We start from the raw sequence: 17029 nt of genomic DNA, 5'->3' as shown, positions 1-17029 counted from the left end.
CACCCGATCCGCTAGGGTGTGCAGGTGCGAAAAGCGCCCTTAATCCTCAGCTTGTTGCTTAAGGTGTGGGATAAACCTCGGTATCGGCCAGTCTTTTGACCAGTTCTTCGTGCAACAGCAGGTCGTCAATCGCCCCGCCGAGCTCAATTTTGTCGATGTCGTCTGAGACGCGGTGGTAATCGGCCTCAAGATAAGGCCCCAGCGTGATTTCCGAGCCGAAGGTGGTCGACAGCACCAGCGCGGGCACGTTCTCTTGCAGCAGGACCCAGGCGTCTTGGCGTTGGATAAAGCTCTCGGCCGTCTCACGGCTGCCCAGCTTTCGGCGGGCATCATTGAGCACATCCATCACAACCTCATCGAGCACGGTGCGCCCTTCCCCAATGAAGCCAACCGGGCTGCCTTGCGGCGCGAGTGCGACACTGTCGAAATTGAAAGCGGCGACAATGCTGTCGAGCGGGATGGAGGGCTGCTCTGTAAAGGCGCGGATGCCGAGAAGGCCTGCTTCCTCTGCCGTGGTCGCCATCACATAAATATCGCGGTCGTGGGGGCCTGCCTCTTTGAGACGGCGCGCCAGCTCGATAATCAGAGCAATCCCGCTGGCGTTATCAATCGCTCCGTTGCAGATTTTGTCCTGATCGGCCTCCGTGCCGCAGGTGCCGAGGTGATCCCAATGTGCGAGGAGCAGCACCGCGCCTTCTGCCGGTTGTGTGCCCGCTAAACGCCCAATAACGTTGAACGAATTAAACTCGCGCCGCTTTGACTTGGCCTCAATCGTGGCCGCCATGGTGAGATCGATCGCCTCGAAGTCGTCTTCGTCAGAAGCCTGCAGCAGTTCGTCCCAGCGGTCTTCTCCCAGCACGCTCAGCATCACAGAATTGGTGATGAAAGCGCGCAATTCCTGTCCTTCCCGGCTTGCGAGGATAAACCGCTCGCGCTCGCTGACGAAGCGTTGATCCGCAATCGATTTGGTATCCTGCATCACAGTGATGATTGCGACGGGCCCTTTTGCGAACAGGATCTCGCGGCGCGCATCGCTCACCCCGTCCTCATCCAACATCAAGACGACTTTGCCTGAAACCCGCTCAGTCGGAACGCGCGTTGCCTCTCGGCCAACGAAGACCACGTCCGCACCCTCGACCAGGGCCAATTGCCGGGTGGTGTAGGCGGCAGCAACCTCCGCGGGCAGTTCCACGTCACGAGCTCCGAAGCTCAAAGTGACTGAGCTTTCGCTCGGCTGCGTGCTGATCAAGCGAACAGGAGCGCGCCAGGGATTGCCGGGATCATTGGTGCCCGATTCCAGGCCGACATTCTGAAACCGGTCGATGATGTAATTGACTGTCAGGACCTGTCCATCGGTCCCCGGCTTGCGCCCGCCGTAAGTGTCGCTGGCGAGCACATTGATATCGCGCGTCATGCTGGCGGCGATTTGCGCCCGCTCCGCCTTGGAAACGCTGGCCACGGGCGAGCCGACACAGGCGCTGATCGCCAGCCCGAGGGCAGCCACCACGCATGCTCTTGCAAGGCCTGCCAGCCTCGCCCCTGTTTGCGCCCCTGCTTTGCTCACTCGGCGGTCCAGCCTCCGTCTATGCTCCAATTGGCTCCGGTCACATTGCCCGCTTCTTCCCGGCAAAGGAAGACCGCAAGCGCGCCAATTTCTGCCGGTTGTACGAATTTCTTCGTCGGTTGCTTTGCGAGCAGGACGTCATTGATCACCTCATCCCGGGTCAACCCGCGCGCTTTCATCGTGTCGGGGATCTGCCCCTCGATCAGCGGCGTCCAGACATAGCCAGGACTAATGCAATTGGCGGTCACCCCGGTCTGCGCCAGCTCCAACGCGACCGTCTTGGTAAAGCCGGCGATGCCATGCTTGCTGGCGTTATAAGCGCTCTTGAACGGCGACGCGGTGAGTGAATGCGCGCTCGCGGTGTTGATAATCCGGCCCCATCCACGCTCTTTCATGCCCGGCACGGCAAGCCGCGTGGTGTGAAACGGGGCCGTAAGATTGAGCCCGATCACCTGATCCCATTTTTCGGTTGGGAATTCATCGACCGGCGCCACGTGCTGCATCCCGGCATTGTTGACCAGAATATCAACGGTGCCTGCCTCAGCCATCATGGCCTCAATCGCGCTGGCATCGAGCAGATTTGCGCCACTATAGTCCGCGCTGAGTTCCTCGCGTAGCGCAGTAATATCTGCCTCGTCGCCAAAGCCATTGAGGATCACGTCCGCACCCTCTGCATGAAGCGCGCGGGCGACGGCCAAGCCAATCCCGGAGGTTGATCCCGTGATCAGCGCGCATTTGCCCTTGAGGAACATCGGTAACTCCTGCAGTTTTGTGTCCACTCAGGCTTTTGCCATTGCAGGCAGCCCTGTCCAGCATTTATGCAGGCCGAAGCGCAGCAATGTGCGAAATGCAGTCCAGGCGCAGCGGGATCGCGCGATCTGGGCCAGGGAGGGAAAACATAATGCGGCTCAATCCGTTCGACACATCTAAGATCAAAGTCCGCTCCAGCAATGGTGGCGGGCGCAGAATGCCAGGCGGACGGGCTGGCGGCATGGGCTGCGGCACGATTGTTATCGTCGCGATCGGTGCGCTCGTGTTTGGCGTTGATCCGGGGCAGATGCTGGGCGTGGTCGAAGGCGTGCAGCAACAAAGCCCGCAGCCGCAAACGCAAGCCGGTCAGCGCAGCGAGCAGGAAATCTGCTCCAGCAGCCAATATGCAACCGAAGCCTGCGCCGCACTCACATCCCTGAATGAGACGTGGGAACCCGAGTTTGCCCGCGCGGGCATCGAATTTCAGCAGCCGTTCCTAGATCTGTTTCAGACCGGCCGCGTGAATACGAGCGGCTGCGGCAGCGCCAGTTCCGCTTCGGGCCCATTCTATTGCCCGGCCGATATGGGCATCTACATCGACACAAGTTTCTACGATCAGCTCGCCCGCATGTCCGGCACGGGCGGAGATTTCGCGCGCCTCTATGTAATTGCGCACGAATATGGCCACCACATCCAGAATCTCACCGGTATCGCTGGCCAAGTGCGCAGCGCGCAGCAGCAAAACCCGCGCAATCGCAACCAATTGCAGGTTCGCATGGAATTGCAGGCCGATTGCTACGCCGGGGTCTGGGCGGGCAAAAACCGCCAATTGATCGAGCGTGGTGATCTGGAAGAAGGCATGCGCGCAGCCGCCTCGATCGGCGATGACACGTTGCAGCGCAATGCCGGTCAACGGATCAATCCGGAGGGTTTCACCCACGGCACCAGCCAGCAACGCATGGAGGCCTTGCGCCGCGGTCTCGACAGCGCCGATAGCGATGTCTGCAATGTCTATTTCGACTTTGGCTGAGCAAAGCTTTTCATAGCTCCCAATAACAATCGGGGCCGGAGCGGTTTTACCCGTTCCGGCCCGGAAATGTTTGCCGTCAGAGAGGCTTGCGACTTAGGTCGCTGCGCTCTCCGCCGAGACGGCAGGGGCCGGATCGTCAGACTTGACCGCGGAGGACCAATCGATCTGACGGGTCGCGTACATCATGCCTGCCAGTGCAACAAACAGCAGCACTGATCCGATCACCAGTGACCATTCTTCGAGGTTCAGCAGGACATAGAGGCCCGCATAGAGCGCAACCAGCAGAGCCGCGATGACCCTCGCTCGTTTCCAACTGCCCAGGATTGCCGCACTATAAGCCGACAGCAAACCGATGGTTGCAGCGCTCGCGATCAGATAAGCGATCATGAAGCCGAGCATCTCGGAAAAGGCCAGCAACATTACGAAGAACAGGACAAGCCCTGCCCCGCTCAGCAGATATTCCGCCGCCGCCACGCGCGCGCCACCGACGATGTCAAACATCAGGAAGGCGAGGAACGTGAAGCCGATGAACAGGAAGCCATATTTCACCGAGCGATTGACGCGGCTGTAAAGGTCAACCGGCTCAACCAAGCGGATTGTTGCGATGCTCACGTCGCTGCCATCGTTCGAGTATGCTGAGAAGCGGTCACCCGGATTGAGCTGCGGCAGCTGTGCCTCGGTGTTGCGCACCAAGGTCTGCCCAAGCGCCAGGTTCGAGATCGACCAGCTGGCCTTAAAGCCCGCATCGCTGATCTCGACCGTTTCATCACCGGGCAGGAAGCTTCCGGTGAAGCTTGGGTGCGGCCATTCCGATTCGACCGACCAATTGGTTTCCTTACCCTGCGGGACCATGCTGATCGCGCTGCTGCCGCGCAGCTTGTAATTGAATTCTACGGCTAAAGGCTGGCTGCCGGTCCAATCGAGGAATGCGTGCATACCGCTGCCATTGCTTCCCGTACCAAGGCCTGGGCGCAGGGCAATCGCTTCGCCATCGATACTGAACTCAGCATCGGTTTGAATACCGCGCGGATCAGAGATGGGGAAACGAATTTCCGCCTCGTCCAGCAGCAATTGCTCTGGCTCAACGCCGAACCGATCAAGGTCGCTGGGCAAAGCAAAGGCTGCTGTTCCTGACAGCGCGACATCGTAGATCACCGATTTGTGGATCGATCCGCGAGCTTTAATCTCGGGATTGATCACAGTGGCGATGTCTTGCTTCTCTGGAGAGATATACAGCAGCTCGCGAACGGTGATGGTACGCGAAACAGTGCGGTCGTTCACAACCTCGCTGGTGACGCGTTCCTCATTATAGGGCACTACCAGCACCGGCCCGGCGAGCACTTGCGCCCCTGCCCAGCCTTCGGTGATAGATCTTTGCGCGATGTCCGCTTGATTTTCCCGGTCATAGACCAGTGCATAGACAGCCAATAAGGGTATGGTCAGCGCCATACCGATAATGGCCGCGAAGAGTAATTTCAGTCCTGGGGATCGTTCTTTCGCCATATCTCGCCCTCCTATCGCGCGATGAAACGTGCAATGGGAGCGATGAACTGAATTGCATATGAACCGACTGAAAGGAAACGGCGAACGCCCGAAATAAGCGCCCGCCGTTCTTTTGTTTCAGATTTCGTCCGGGCCGTTGGCCTAGCGTTCAGTTGAGTGGCTCAGCTTTGGTTGGTGCGTTCCCAATCACGGATTTGCTCGTCCAAAGTCTCAAGCAGTTGGCTGCGCAGATTACCTTGGATCTCCGCATTATCTGCCAGCGCCTCGCGCGCCTCACGCAGCCCTTCGAGCGCTTTTGCCATCACTTTGGCTTGGCAGAGGTAGACCGTTGTTCGGCCATTGCCGTGCTCAACGACCTCAGCGGGCTCATCCTGGCCAGAGCGGCATTTCATTTTCACCTTGGTAGTCGCGTCTTTGATATCGATGTGAGCCAGTTTGATCTCGCGATGCGCTTCGGCAATCGCAGCGTCGGCTTCTGCGAGACCAAGGCGGACATCAACCATGATCTCTTCAACCTCTTCATCGCTGAGGCGCCCATTGGTTTCGACACTGCGGCGGATTTGGATGCTGCGCGTTTGGCCGCGCCGTGCACGCTCACGGCTGCGCTCAGCACGCTCGTGGGCGCGTTCACGGGCCCGTTCCATACGCTCTTCAGCGCGTTCGGCCCGTTCCTCAGCGCGTTCGACATCAGCCTCAAACCGCTCTTCCTCCAGTTCGATCTCTTCTTCGATCGCCTCACGCTGTTCCTCGCTCGCGCCTGGATCGATCGCCTCGATAGCGGCCGCTTGCAACACAGCAGGTGGGACTGGCGGTGCAGGAGGCGCTGGCGGCAATGGGGCACCCAGCGCAAGCGGAGCTGGCGGCGCGGTGGGCACGGTGCCTTCCGCATAGGATATCGATGCGGTTAGCGGCAGCGCGAGCACGGCGGCCCCCACCATTACGCGGCCGGCGATGCGGCGGCGCGAGGACATATTGGACATTTTCAGGCTCCTTAGACGGTGGATAATCGACTTCTCACCCAGCACCGGACACGCCATAGGCGCGGCCAATGCAAACTTGGGCCCTGCTGCGAAAGTGGTAATTAGGCTGGCATAGACTGCACGCTCTTCAGGGGCTTTTTCAGCCATCACCCGGGCATCACAGGCCGCCTCTTGATCGCGCCGCATCGCCAGCCAGCCATAACGGCCAAGCGGGTTAAACCAGTGCAGAGCGAACAAGGGTTGAACAATCATATTGGCGAGCAAATCGCGCGCGGAATGGTGCGAGAGTTCATGCGCCAGCGCCAGATTGCGCGCGGTGATATCCGCCTGCGCCATAAAGCCATGCGGCAGCGCCACCACCGGATCGACCACGCCAAAGGCGAGCGGCGTGCTGGTGCCAGAGGTTTCAAGCAAGCGCACACGGCCATAGCGGCCCACTTCGCGCGCATCCTCCAACAGCTCGCGCCGCAAGCGGAAGTACGCCGCAAAGCGCAGCCAAAGAAAAAGGGCGGCGCCAACCAGCCATACCGAAATGCCAATCTCGAGGATCGGCATCGGGGTTGTCGGCATTAGCAAGCCGGGCGCCGCGTCCAACCGCCCCAGAGTCGCAGCAGGAGCTTGGGGTTGGACAATCGTGAATAGGAAATCGCCAGAAGCCGCCTCGGTCGAGCCGGATTCTGCAAAGGTCGCAGCAGGTGCAGCCTCCTGCGGTGCTGGGTTAAGCCATGCGGGCAGCTCCACTGGGGGCATCAGCAAGCGCAGAGCCGGGATCGCCCATAGGGCATAGGCAATCTGCGGCCCGAACCAGCGGGCGACCGGGCGGCGAATAAGCAGGACCAGCGCGATTAATCCGGCGGTCCACAACAGAGTATCAAGTAGCCAGTCCATCATGGTTTCAACTCCTTGAGCAGAGCTTCAATGTCGGCGAGGTCTTCCTCGCTCAGCGCCTCTTGCTCCGCCAAATGCGCAAACAAAGAGGACGCACTGCCGCCAAACAGGCGGTCGACCAGGCGGCGGGATTCTCCGCCTACATAATCGGACCGTGCGATCAGCGGGCTGTAGAGAAAGCGGCGACCGTCTGGCTGCGCCGCGATGGCATTCTTGCTAACCAAGCGAGAGAGCAGAGTTTTGACCGTAGCGAGGCTCCATCCGCGTGGTTCGCACACCGCGTCACACACATCAGCGGCGCTCAATGTGCCACCTTCCCACAAGGCCTCCATCACGGCGTGTTCAGCATCGCTGATCCGCTCAGGCTTTGAATTTGCGGCGGATTTGCCATTTTCGGACTGCGTCACGTGAGCCTCCTGCTCTCGATTACGTCTGTAGTCTTAGCGATTACGTTTGTAAACATGAAGGCTGGATGAACATCGCATTCAGCCCCTTGCCCTTCGATCAGACTGCGATATCCTCCGACGAATGACATGGATGAAATCTCTATTCGCCTCAGCCGCAATGCTCATAACCGTGGGTGCACACGCTCAGGAAGCGGGAGACTCGCTCATCGCGCCCGAGCCCGAGCCCGAGCCTCAGTTTGAGACGGTCAGCGTGGTGCTGGAAACGCAGATGGGCGAGATCACCATCGCGCTGGAAACAGAGCGCGCGCCGATCACTGCGGCAAATTTCCTGCGCTATGTTGATGAGGACCGCTTTGACGGCACTGTCTTCTACCGCGCCATGCCGCTCGATTGGGGCAAACAGCCGAATGGCCTGATCCAGGGCGGCACCCAATGGGATCCGAAGCGAGTGCTGGACGGCATCAAGCACGAGCCGACCACGGTCACGGGGCTCAGTCATACGCGCGGCGCTTTGTCGATGGCTATGGGCGAACCTGGCACCGCCAATGGCGATTTCTCGATCATGCTCGGTGATCAAACCGGGCTCGATGCAAACCCTACGTCAGATGATCCGGTCTGGCGCAATGGCTATGCGGTGTTTGGCTATGTCACCGATGGGATGCACGTGGTGGAGGCGATCCATGCCGCCCCAATCGATCCGGCGAAAGGCGAAGGCTGGATGAAGGGCCAAATGCTGGCCGAACCTGTCACTATCGTTGAAGCGCGCCGCGCGCCTAGCGAGGGCGAGGAGCAGGCTGACTAGCCTCGACCGGGCCCAAAGTGCTGATCGCTGGACGTCCAACTGGAGCGCCCGCGATTTGAGGAGTACGGGCCCGCAGCGCTGGCATCCACTCTGCCACACCTGCGCCAATCTGCGTCTGCGGCAACGAAGCAAGCACACGCGCCTTCGCCTCCCATCCCGCGATTGAGCGGTTCGCCTCTTTCGACGCGTCGGCCAAAGATTGCGGTTTGCGCAGCGCATTGTTGATCAGCGCATCGCCAAAGAATGTCCAGTCATTGTCCGCGCGGCAACCAAACGATGTGCGATTATCCGCCGCCGCCGTCAGGATCGCGGTGTTCTCACTCGCGAGCTTTGGCACGAACACGCCCGCATAACACGCGCTGATAATAAGGATGCGCCGCTCAATCCCAAGCTCCTCCAGCGCCGCCTTAAAATGATCAGGCGACAGCACACCGTATCCGCTGTCCCCGTAATGATAGGCGAGCCCATGCGTCAGCCCGTGGCTGGTCGTGTAGAGCACAAGGGCATCTTCACTGGTGTCCATAACCTCAGCAATTTGGGCAAGGGTCGAGAGAAACGCGCTGATCGAGCCTTTGGGTAGCTCATTGCTCGTCCCATCTGGCCCGGCCAAAGTGATTGTGCGTCCCGCCGCGCCATAGCGCCGCGACAGCACTTTGGCCGCCTCGCGCGCTTCGCGGGCAAACACAGGATCGCTATCCAGCGCCACGGTCAGCACATAGGCATCAACCGTGCCAGGGCGATTGGGCTGAAGCGCGCGGAACGCCGCATCCAGCTTGCGCCGCTCGCGCAGCAAAACCGCAGGCGAGCTTTCGCGCTCAAACTCTGGCGATTCCAGCAGGCTATTCTTGATCGCGGCCGGATTGGTGCCGGTGGCGAAATTGGGCCACGGCTTGGTGTGCGGCGGCGGCTGATTGGGATTGCTGGCGCTGTCCGAATTGCTCTGCGTGTAGGCTGGCCCAGCGACCACCATCGCGAGCGCCGCGACCGCGATTCTGAAAAGATGCGCCCCGTTTCATACGAGGCTTATGGTGTGCGGAGCGACGGATAGCGTCAAGCCTGAAGGCCGCATACTTCGAGACCCGTAGTCCGGTATCTTTCAAAATGACCCAAACGGTTCAAACAGAAATCCGTTCGTCCTGAGCTTGTCGAAGGACGTGCAACAGAGAATAAACGCCTTTAGACCGATCAATCTTGGACAAAAAAAGAGGCTCAGGGCGCTTTTGCGAATAGCGTGGTGCATGCGGCACGTCCTTCGACAAGCTCAGGACAAACGGTACTTTGGGATCTTAGGAGCGTTTTGCACGAAACCACTGACCAAGAACATATCCGACCGCTCCTGTCACACAGGCATAGGCTGTGTAGAAAAAAATCGCCAGCGAGGCGGTGGAGTTGAGCAAATCAGGGTCAATCATCGCAAATTCGATGTTTCCAACCACAAAGAATGTAAGCGGCACGACACACGCAATCAAACAACCGTGTTTGTTGCCACCCACCACATAACCGACGATCCCACCTAGCAGAAATCCCCCAACCAGATAGATGGCCAGGCTCAATAAACCCGCGCCTTCGGCTCAATGTAGGTCGCGTCGTCGGTCAGTGTGTATTCGTGCACGGGGCGATAATCGATCTTCATATCACCTTTGCCGCTACCCTTGGCGCCGCCGCCCCAGCCATCAAACCAGGTGATAGTGTGCTTCATCCACTCTTTGTCGTTGCGATCCGGGAAATCCTCGTGGCTGTGCGCCCCGCGGCTTTCTTTGCGGTTCGCCGCGCTCGCCATGGTCACATTTGCCTGAGACATCAGGTTGTCGAGCTCCAGCGTCTCGATCAGGTCGCTGTTCCAGACGAGCGATTGGTCGGACACGTGAATGTCCTCCATGCGCTTGTTCTGCTCGGCGAGGATTTTGACGCCCTCTTCGAGCAGCGCGCTGTCGCGGAACACAGCGGCGTGTTTCTGCATGCCTTTTTGCATTTCGCTGCGGATTTGCGCGGTTGGTGAACCGCCCTGCGCAAAGCGGAAATGGTCAAGCTCGACTGAGCGCCAGCTCGGCGCTATCCGCAGGCAGTTCTGGTTGGCTCGCGCCCGCCTTTGTAATGTCGCGCAGACGGTGGCCGGTCGCGCGGCCAAACACCACGAGATCGATCAGCGAGTTTGAACCCAGACGGTTTGCACCGTGGACAGACACACAGGCCGCCTCACCTACGGCGAACAGGCCGGGGACCACGTGATCCGGATTGCCATCCGGGCCGATGGTCACAACTTCGCCATGATAATTACAAGGGATGCCGCCCATATTATAGTGCACGGTCGGGGTCACTGGCAGAGCTTGCTTGGTCAGGTCCACGCCAGCGAAAATTTTGCCGCTTTCGGTGATGCCCGGCAGGCGTTCAGCCAAGACCTTAGGATCAATGTGATCGAGGTGCAGGTGAATGTGATCGCCATCTGCGCCGTGCCCGCGCCCTTCGCGCATTTCCAGCGCCATAGAGCGGCTGACAACATCGCGCGATGCTAGGTCTTTGGCCGACGGAGCGTAGCGCTCCATGAAGCGTTCGCCCTCGCTATTGGTGAGGTATCCGCCCTCACCCCGTGCGCCTTCGGTGATTAGGACGCCCGCGCCGTAAATCCCGGTCGGGTGGAATTGAACAAACTCCATGTCCTGCAATGGCAGGCCAGCGCGCAAGACCATGCCGCCGCCATCGCCGGTGCAAGTGTGCGCAGAGGTCGCCGTGTAATAGCAGCGGCCATAACCGCCTGTTGCCAGCACAACGTTCTGCGCGCGGAACCGGTGAATGGTGCCATCATCAAGGCACTGAGCAATCACGCCGACGCATTTGCGATCGCCGTCCTCGCCCGTCATGATCAGGTCGAGCGCGAAATACTCAATGAAGAAGTCCGCGTCATACTTCAGGCTCTGCTGATAGAGCGCGTGCAGCATGGCGTGACCGGTACGGTCTGCCGCGGCGCAGGTCCGCTGAACCGGCGGGCCATCGCCCATATTCTGCATGTGGCCGCCAAAGGGACGCTGATAAATCGTGCCGTCTTCATTGCGAGAGAACGGAACACCTGCATGCTCTAGCTCATAGACAGCCGCTGGTGCTTCACGCGCGAGATATTCAATCGCGTCTTGATCGCCCAGCCAATCGGCTCCCTTCACCGTGTCATACATATGCCATGACCAGTGATCCGGCGTGTTGTTGCCCAGCGATGCGGCGATCCCGCCTTGCGCCGCAACAGTGTGCGAACGGGTTGGGAAAACCTTGGAAATGTTGGCTGTGCGCAGGCCAGCTTCCGCCGCGCCCATGGTTGCGCGCAGGCCAGAGCCGCCAGCGCCAACAACAACGACGTCGTATGTGTGATCAATAATCTTGTAAGAATTCAGGTCAGCCATCAGGCGGCTCCTCCGAGGGCGAGCCGGGCGACGCTAAAGATAGCGAAGGCACCGCCGCCAATGACAGCAAGGTTGAGTGCAGCGATCAGACCAAATTTGGTGCCGCTGTTTTGAACATAATCTTCGATCAGGACCTGAAGCCCCAGGCGCGCGTGCCAGAATGTGCAGATCACCAGCAGGATCATCGCCGTGGCGGGCACAGGCTGAGCAATCCAGCTGCTGACCGTGGCGTATCCAAGATCCGGTAGCAGCATGATGCTGGCCACCAGCCAGATGGTGAGGACGACATTGCCGACCGCTGTGAAGCGTTGCAGCAGCCAATGATGCGCGCCGGCATGCGAAGAGCCGAGACCGCGTACTTTTCCGAGTGAAGTTCCGTTACCCATATCTGCGCCCCTATTTCGTCAGCATGTAGGCCCAGAAGGCCGCAGTGAGGAGGATCGCGAGAATAGGCGATGCGATGGACCAGATCTTATTGGCATTCAGCTCGTAGCCAGCGCCAATATCGAGCACAAAGTGCCGCAGTCCGCTCATCATGTGAGTAAAGAACGCCCAGCTTAGCCCGACCAGCACGACATAGCCAAACGGCGAGGTCGCCACGGTTTGAAACGCATTATACGCCTCTGGCCCACTCGCCAGCGCGCCAAGCCACCAAACCAGCACAGCCAGGCCAACAACTGCCAAGCCATCGCCGGATGCACGGTGCAGAATCGAAACCAGCATGTGCGGCCCCCAGCGCCAGATCTGCAGGTGGGGGGAAAGCGGTCTATTCGCCATTATTTTGTGATCCCATACATTTCGTTCCCCCCACTTAACGTGACAATCGCGTGTGACAAGCGGTGAGCGCTCGACTCCCGGTGCAAAGTTTTGGATAGAGTGTTGCATGAAGTACATTCTCCTTACCGGATCGAGCCGCGGGATCGGCGCGGCGGCCCGCGATGAGCTGACGGCGCGCGGGGCCAAAGTGACCGGCCACGCGACACGCAGCGGCGATGATCAGACGATTGCAGCAGACTTCACTGATCCCGGCGCAGCACAGGCTTTATGGGACGCGATGCTGGAGAAAACCGGCGGCAAAGTGGATGTGCTCATCAATAATGCGGGACTGTTTGGCGCCAATCCGCTGGATGGCTCTGACATCGCATGGCTTGATGGGTGGGAAGACACCTTGCGCATAAACCTGACCGCAGCGGCTCAGCTTTCCCGCTTTGCGGTGCGCCATTGGCAAAGCACGGGAACCACTGGCCGGATCGTGCATGTCGCTAGCCGCGCAGGACACCGCGGCGATTCTCCTGCGCACTGGCATTATGCGGCGGCAAAGGGCGGGATGCTCGCCATGCACAAGACCATCGCCCGCGCTTATGCCAGCGAAGGCATATTCAGCTACGCGATAGCTCCAGGCTTTACAGATACGGCCATGGCTGGAGACTATCTGGAATCGCGCGGCGGCGACGGACTGCTGAAAGACATTCCCCTGGGCAAGGTCGCTCAGCCAGAAGAGATCGCGCAGATCATCACCTTTTGCGCGCTCGATGCCCCGCCCAGCATGACCGGCGCGGTGATCGACGCCAATGGAGCAAGCTATGTTCGGTAGATTAAGCGGGGTTGCAGCATTGTCGTTGCTTACAGCGTGTTCAGCTTCGCTCGCCAACGAAGAAGAGCCTTCTGGGTTGCCTGCCGACCAACAGGCATTTCTCGACGCTTGCGAGCCGTGGGATGACTGGGACAAGCCTGCCCCGCCGTTCAAGATTCACGGCAATTCTTATTACGTCGGCACGTGCGGCATTTCTGCGATCCTGATCACCGATGACAGCGGCCACATCCTGCTCGATAGCGGGACCGAGGCAGGTGCCCGCGTCGTTGAGAGCAACATCGAGAGCTTAGGCTTTAACCCGAACGACATACTCCTGCTCGGCTACAGCCACGAACATTTCGACCATATTGGCGGCATGGCCTATTTGCAGGAGCGAACCGGGGCAACGCTGGTATCGCTAGAGGCGGGCGCCGAGGTGATGCGCACAGGCCGCGACCAACCGGGCGACCCGCAAAGCGGGATGCATGAGCCATTTTCACCCGTTCGCGTCGATATTATCCATCAGGACGGCGATGCAATGGGCGCTGGCCAAACCTCTGTCCGCTCTATCGCAACCCCGGGTCACACGCCCGGCGCGACAAGTTGGGAATGGGAAAGCTGCGAAAACTCCGTTTGCAAAGCCATCGTCTACGCCGACAGCCTCTCTCCTGTTAGCGCAGATGAATACCGCTTTTCCGATTACCCTGATTACGTCGCAAAGTACCGTGCGGGCCTCGATCGTTTGGCCGCGATAGATTGCGATATCTTGATCGCCGCGCACCCATCGCATGGGCAATTGTTCCAATGGTTTGAAAAGGGCGGCCTGCTGGCCATGGACGCGCCCTGCTCCGCGTATGCCGCCAAAAAGCATCGCGATCTCGATGCCCGCCTCGCCAAAGAAGCCGCCGAATGAGCTCGAGCTGGAAACTCTCGGCCTTCGCGCCAAAGAAGGTCGTGCAAGCTGCTCTGCTGACGCATGACGAGCTCGATGATTGGGATTTCGATCTCGTCATCTCAGGCCGAGAGATTGCCGAGGATCGCCCGCAAGAATGGGTGCTGGAGGGGTGGTATCCGAGCAAACCCGGCGCAACCCAGAAAAGCGCCCTCGCCGATTTGTTCACCGGCAAAGCGCCCAAGATCACCGTCGAAAAACTGCCCGATCAGGATTGGCTCACCCTGAGCCAGCAAGGCGTCGAGCCGATCCGGGCGGGGCCGTTTCACATTCACACACCTGATTTTTCGCCGGACCCATCCGCGAACAACTTCGCCATTCCGGCTGCGCAAGCGTTTGGCACTGGTCAGCATGAAACCACCGCTGGCTGCTTAGAAATGCTCGCCGCCATGAAGCGCACCGGCATGAACGCGCGCAATATTGCCGACATTGGCACCGGCACCGGACTGCTCGGCTTTGCGGCATTGAAGCTCTGGCCCGCTGCGCGCGCCACCGCATCCGATATCGACCCCGTCTGCGTCCAAGTGGTCGAAGACAATGCTGCGCTCAACGCCATGCGGCTTGGCCCGCGCCCCGGGGAGATGGCCATGGTGATCGCGGATGGTATGGACGATCCATTGCTGCGCGCCCGCGCGCCCTATGACGTCTTGATCGCCAATATTCTCGCCGGTCCACTGACCGAACTCGCACCAGACTTCGCAGCCTCAGTCCCACCCGGCGGCAGCGTCTTGCTCGCTGGCCTGCTGACTACGCAAGAGCCGGGCATTCGCAGAGCCTATCGCCGCGCTGGTTTTCGCTTAACCGCGCGCCTTGTCCGCGGCGATTGGTCGATCCTGTGGCTGAGACGGCGCGGCGCCTGATGGACAGCAAAGTGCTCCCCCGCATTGGACGAGCGCTCAAATATGCGCTCATCGCGGTGGTCGGCGCACTCGCCCTGTTTCTGCTCGCCGCATGGTTTGGCTCCATGATCCCGCGCGGCGCGCTGACCGAGGAACCGATCACTGACCCGGTCATCATCATGGTCGAGACCAATGGCGTGCACACCCAATTCGTACTGCCGCTTGCCAATGCGCAAAAGGATTGGCGCGAGACCTTTCCCAGCGCGAACGAATGGCTGGGCACGGGCGAGCCGACCCATGTCGCGATTGGATTTGGCGACAGACAAGCGATGATGGAGATACCGCAAATCTCGGACCTCTCGGTTTCAAGTGCGCTGAGGATTGCAACGATTGGCGGGCCCGGCGTGATCCGCGTGAGCCGCTACATCAATCCGCCGCTCGACAAAGAACGCCGCGCGATGCGGGTGTCGGGCGAGCAATACAAAGCTTTGGTGGGAGCAATCGAAGCGGACCTGCCCCCACTGGGCGCGGACCCGTTTCGTGATTATGAGCGCGATACGTTCAGCCAAGACGCCTATTACACCGCGATCCCACGCTACAACTTCGAGCAGACGTGCAATCAATGGACCAGCAACCGGCTTGCGATGGCGGGCATTCGCACAGGGCTTTGGACGCCGATGTCTGGAGGAGTGATGAAATGGCTGCCGGTGCACCGCACGGAATTGGGCGAGCGCTAGGCTCTAGCCGAGCTTTCCCAAACGCTGCTCCAAAAATCGGCGTTCAGCGCTGGGTGGATCAAGCCCCAATGCCGCGCGCAAAGACGCCCTTGCCTCTTCGTCGCGTCCCGAACGGATCATCATATCCGCCCGCGCCGCATGATAGGGCCTTAGCGATTGTAGCTTGTCTTTAGGAAGCTCCTCCAGCGCGGTCAGCCCTGCGGCTACGCCTTCCACTTGAGACAATGCAACAGCCCGATTGAGCGCCACTACAGCGCCCGGTCGCATCATCATCAGCGCATCATAGAGCTTCACAATCGCCGCCCAATCAGTCTTTCTATCCACGCCGCGCCGCGCATGGCACAACTGAATGGCGGCCATCACTTGGTAAGGCCCAGTCCGCGCAAACTCAGCCGCTTGATCGAGCAAGGCCCGCGCATGTTCGATCAGCGCTGCGTCCCAAAGGCTGCAATCCTGCTGCGACAGGGGAATCATTGCGCCGTCCTCATCCACCCTCGCCGCTTCTCGCGATCGGGCCAGCGCTACCAGCGCCGCCAGCCCCAAGGCCTCCGGTTCCTGCGGGAGCAATTCGGCCACCATATTGGCGAGCCGAGAAACCTCCCCTGCCAGCTCTCCATCCCGCTCCGCCGCGGCATCCTGATAGGCGACCGTATAGGCGAGCTCCAAGGTCAGCAGCACAGCATCAAGCCGCTCCGCCCAAGCCTTTCGCGGCGGCAATTCAAACGCAATACCGGCTTTGCGGATCTTTGCCTTTGCGCGAGTGATGCGCTGAAACATGGCCGGTTCACTGCTGACAAAAACGCGCGCAATTTCGGGCACCGGCAATCCGCAAATCACCTTCATCGCCAACGCCGTGCGCGCCTCCAAAGCAATCGCCGGATGACAGCAAATGAAGATCAACCTCAGCCGTTCGTCCGGTATCGCCTCGGGCAGTTGGATCACATTGCTCATCTCGCTCACCTGCGCCTCATCGGCAGCATGCTTTGCCTGCGCCGCGCGTTTGCGCAGCGCGTCCAGCGCCTTGCGCTTTGCAGCGGTGAACAGCCACGCTGGCACATTGTCCGCCGACACTCCTTTTTCCAGAAATGTCGCAGCAGCTTCGGCAAAGGCATCCTCGGCCAGATCGATATCGCGAAGCTGCGCGACCAGGGCGGCAATCACCCGTGGCCGTGCGCCTGCTATCTCGGCGCCGACACTGCTGCGCGTATCCGGCAAATCAATCCTGCCAAATTGGGCGAACCTCAACCGCGCCATTGCCGGGCACGGGTATCTTGCGAGCCCATTCAATCGCGCGGTCCAGATCGGCCGCCTCGACGATATAATAGCCGCCCAGCTCTTCGTGCGTTTCGGCGAACGGGCCATCATGCAATACGCCCTCGCCCGATGTGTATTTGATCGTCGTCGCGGTGTCCGCATCCTGCAAACGGTGACCACCGACATAAGCGCCCGCCTTCTCCATTTCTTCGATCAGGGCCATGTGTTTGCCGATGGTTTCTTCCATCCGCTTTTCGGCGTCGTCGCCTTGATAGAAGCTCTCATCCTCGGCGATCATCAGCATATATTGCATGGGGTCTTCTCCTTTGCGGCCCGCGCCACTGCGGCGAGGCTCTGATGA

At 59.9% G+C, this 17029-nt stretch carries 17 protein-coding genes and 1 pseudogene; 6 read left to right on the top strand and 12 right to left on the bottom strand.

The window, feature by feature from the left end; translation table 11 throughout:
- Positions 1-58 precede the first annotated feature (58 nt).
- Both AC0V6U_RS05370 and AC0V6U_RS05365 read right to left on the bottom strand, forming a co-directional pair.
- A complete protein-coding gene (locus AC0V6U_RS05370) occupies positions 59-1504 on the bottom strand; it encodes a M20/M25/M40 family metallo-hydrolase (protein WP_472645162.1) in 1446 nt (481 codons plus the stop codon).
- Positions 1505-1560: 56 nt separating this feature from the next.
- Positions 1561-2316, bottom strand: a complete 756-nt coding sequence (locus AC0V6U_RS05365) for a 3-hydroxybutyrate dehydrogenase (RefSeq protein ID WP_472645705.1) — start codon at positions 2314-2316, stop codon at positions 1561-1563.
- A gap of 149 nt (positions 2317-2465) precedes the next feature.
- Between AC0V6U_RS05365 and ypfJ the strand changes: the two genes are divergently transcribed.
- Positions 2466-3344, top strand: coding sequence for a KPN_02809 family neutral zinc metallopeptidase (gene ypfJ, locus AC0V6U_RS05360; RefSeq protein WP_472645161.1), 879 nt, complete (start codon positions 2466-2468; stop codon positions 3342-3344).
- A 93-nt stretch (positions 3345-3437) separates the two neighbouring features.
- On the opposite strand, the gene creD is transcribed toward ypfJ, so the two are convergent.
- The 3 genes from creD to AC0V6U_RS05345 all read right to left on the bottom strand — a co-directional run bounded on the left by creD (position 3438) and on the right by AC0V6U_RS05345 (position 7122).
- Positions 3438-4847: a cell envelope integrity protein CreD gene (gene creD / locus AC0V6U_RS05355; RefSeq protein WP_472645160.1), complete on the bottom strand. Its 1410-nt coding sequence runs from the start codon at positions 4845-4847 to the stop codon at positions 3438-3440.
- Positions 4848-5008: 161 nt separating this feature from the next.
- Complete coding sequence (locus tag AC0V6U_RS05350) at positions 5009-6718, bottom strand: M56 family metallopeptidase (protein WP_472645159.1); 1710 nt, start codon at positions 6716-6718, stop codon at positions 5009-5011.
- Positions 6715-7122 (bottom strand): BlaI/MecI/CopY family transcriptional regulator, encoded by a 408-nt coding sequence (locus AC0V6U_RS05345; RefSeq protein ID WP_486169396.1) that lies wholly within the window; start codon positions 7120-7122, stop codon positions 6715-6717. Before AC0V6U_RS05345 ends, AC0V6U_RS05350 begins: the two co-directional genes overlap by 4 nt.
- A 121-nt stretch (positions 7123-7243) precedes the next feature.
- Between AC0V6U_RS05345 and AC0V6U_RS05340 the strand changes: the two genes are divergently transcribed.
- A complete protein-coding gene (locus tag AC0V6U_RS05340) occupies positions 7244-7924 on the top strand; it encodes a peptidylprolyl isomerase (RefSeq protein WP_472645158.1) in 681 nt (226 codons plus the stop codon).
- Here the strand turns inward: AC0V6U_RS05340 and AC0V6U_RS05335 are convergent.
- The 5 genes and pseudogenes from AC0V6U_RS05335 to sdhC all read right to left on the bottom strand — a co-directional run bounded on the left by AC0V6U_RS05335 (position 7896) and on the right by sdhC (position 12090).
- Positions 7896-8894, bottom strand: a complete 999-nt coding sequence (locus AC0V6U_RS05335) for a C13 family peptidase (protein ID WP_472645157.1) — start codon at positions 8892-8894, stop codon at positions 7896-7898. The genes AC0V6U_RS05340 and AC0V6U_RS05335 overlap by 29 nt on opposite strands.
- Positions 8895-9210: 316 nt before the next feature.
- Positions 9211-9477 (bottom strand): hypothetical protein, encoded by a 267-nt coding sequence (locus tag AC0V6U_RS05330; protein WP_472645156.1) that lies wholly within the window; start codon positions 9475-9477, stop codon positions 9211-9213.
- Positions 9474-11313, bottom strand: a pseudogene (sdhA, locus tag AC0V6U_RS05325) (succinate dehydrogenase flavoprotein subunit). Before sdhA ends, AC0V6U_RS05330 begins: the two are co-directional and overlap by 4 nt.
- On the bottom strand, positions 11313-11699 hold the full coding sequence (gene sdhD / locus AC0V6U_RS05320; RefSeq protein ID WP_472645155.1) for a succinate dehydrogenase, hydrophobic membrane anchor protein: 387 nt from the start codon (positions 11697-11699) through the stop codon (positions 11313-11315). The pseudogene sdhA and the gene sdhD overlap by 1 nt, the downstream one beginning before the upstream one ends.
- Positions 11700-11709: 10 nt before the next feature.
- Positions 11710-12090, bottom strand: a complete 381-nt coding sequence (sdhC, locus tag AC0V6U_RS05315) for a succinate dehydrogenase, cytochrome b556 subunit (RefSeq protein WP_486169395.1) — start codon at positions 12088-12090, stop codon at positions 11710-11712.
- A 106-nt stretch (positions 12091-12196) separates the two neighbouring features.
- Here sdhC and AC0V6U_RS05310 point away from each other — a divergent pair, with 106 nt between their 5' ends.
- From AC0V6U_RS05310 to AC0V6U_RS05295, 4 genes are read left to right on the top strand one after another with little or no spacing between them, the layout of a single operon-like run.
- Positions 12197-12907, top strand: a complete 711-nt coding sequence (locus AC0V6U_RS05310; RefSeq protein WP_472645153.1) for an SDR family NAD(P)-dependent oxidoreductase — start codon at positions 12197-12199, stop codon at positions 12905-12907.
- Positions 12897-13799, top strand: a complete 903-nt coding sequence (gene bla, locus AC0V6U_RS05305) for a subclass B3 metallo-beta-lactamase (RefSeq protein WP_472645152.1) — start codon at positions 12897-12899, stop codon at positions 13797-13799. Before AC0V6U_RS05310 ends, bla begins: the two co-directional genes overlap by 11 nt.
- Positions 13796-14698 carry a 50S ribosomal protein L11 methyltransferase gene (locus AC0V6U_RS05300; RefSeq protein WP_472645151.1) on the top strand — a complete coding sequence of 301 codons (903 nt, stop codon included), beginning with the start codon at positions 13796-13798 and terminating at the stop codon, positions 14696-14698. Before bla ends, AC0V6U_RS05300 begins: the two co-directional genes overlap by 4 nt.
- The gene (locus AC0V6U_RS05295) at positions 14698-15414 is read left to right on the top strand and encodes a DUF2459 domain-containing protein (RefSeq protein ID WP_486169394.1); all 717 of its coding nucleotides are present in this window, start codon (positions 14698-14700) and stop codon (positions 15412-15414) included. Before AC0V6U_RS05300 ends, AC0V6U_RS05295 begins: the two co-directional genes overlap by 1 nt.
- Before the next feature lie 3 nt (positions 15415-15417).
- Here the strand turns inward: AC0V6U_RS05295 and AC0V6U_RS05290 are convergent, their stop codons facing one another.
- On the bottom strand, positions 15418-16629 hold the full coding sequence (locus AC0V6U_RS05290; RefSeq protein WP_486169393.1) for an RNA polymerase sigma factor: 1212 nt from the start codon (positions 16627-16629) through the stop codon (positions 15418-15420).
- A 1-nt stretch (position 16630) separates the two neighbouring features.
- Complete coding sequence (locus tag AC0V6U_RS05285; protein WP_472645148.1) at positions 16631-16981, bottom strand: YciI family protein; 351 nt, start codon at positions 16979-16981, stop codon at positions 16631-16633.
- Between the last annotated feature and the right edge of the window lie 48 nt (positions 16982-17029).

This window comes from Erythrobacter sp. W36, assembly GCF_057364935.1.
This window is presented reverse-complemented; position numbering and strand designations above follow the sequence as displayed.

Excerpts from the sequence above, each read along its gene's own strand:
- bla (WP_472645152.1), top strand. The coding sequence starts at position 12,897 with ATGTTCGGTAGATTAAGCGGGGTTGCAGCATTGTCGTTGCTTACAGCG.
- AC0V6U_RS05335 (WP_472645157.1), bottom strand. The coding sequence starts at position 8,894 with ATGGTGGTCGCTGGGCCAGCCTACACGCAGAGCAATTCGGACAGCGCC.
- AC0V6U_RS05285 (WP_472645148.1), bottom strand. The coding sequence starts at position 16,981 with ATGCAATATATGCTGATGATCGCCGAGGATGAGAGCTTCTATCAAGGC.
- AC0V6U_RS05365 (WP_472645705.1), bottom strand. The coding sequence starts at position 2,316 with ATGTTCCTCAAGGGCAAATGCGCGCTGATCACGGGATCAACCTCCGGG.
- AC0V6U_RS05300 (WP_472645151.1), top strand. The coding sequence starts at position 13,796 with ATGAGCTCGAGCTGGAAACTCTCGGCCTTCGCGCCAAAGAAGGTCGTG.
- sdhC (WP_486169395.1), bottom strand. The coding sequence starts at position 12,090 with ATGGCGAATAGACCGCTTTCCCCCCACCTGCAGATCTGGCGCTGGGGG.
- sdhD (WP_472645155.1), bottom strand. The coding sequence starts at position 11,699 with ATGGGTAACGGAACTTCACTCGGAAAAGTACGCGGTCTCGGCTCTTCG.
- ypfJ (WP_472645161.1), top strand. The coding sequence starts at position 2,466 with ATGCGGCTCAATCCGTTCGACACATCTAAGATCAAAGTCCGCTCCAGC.
- creD (WP_472645160.1), bottom strand. The coding sequence starts at position 4,847 with ATGGCGAAAGAACGATCCCCAGGACTGAAATTACTCTTCGCGGCCATT.
- AC0V6U_RS05340 (WP_472645158.1), top strand. The coding sequence starts at position 7,244 with ATGACATGGATGAAATCTCTATTCGCCTCAGCCGCAATGCTCATAACC.
- AC0V6U_RS05350 (WP_472645159.1), bottom strand. The coding sequence starts at position 6,718 with ATGATGGACTGGCTACTTGATACTCTGTTGTGGACCGCCGGATTAATC.
- AC0V6U_RS05310 (WP_472645153.1), top strand. The coding sequence starts at position 12,197 with ATGAAGTACATTCTCCTTACCGGATCGAGCCGCGGGATCGGCGCGGCG.
- AC0V6U_RS05295 (WP_486169394.1), top strand. The coding sequence starts at position 14,698 with ATGGACAGCAAAGTGCTCCCCCGCATTGGACGAGCGCTCAAATATGCG.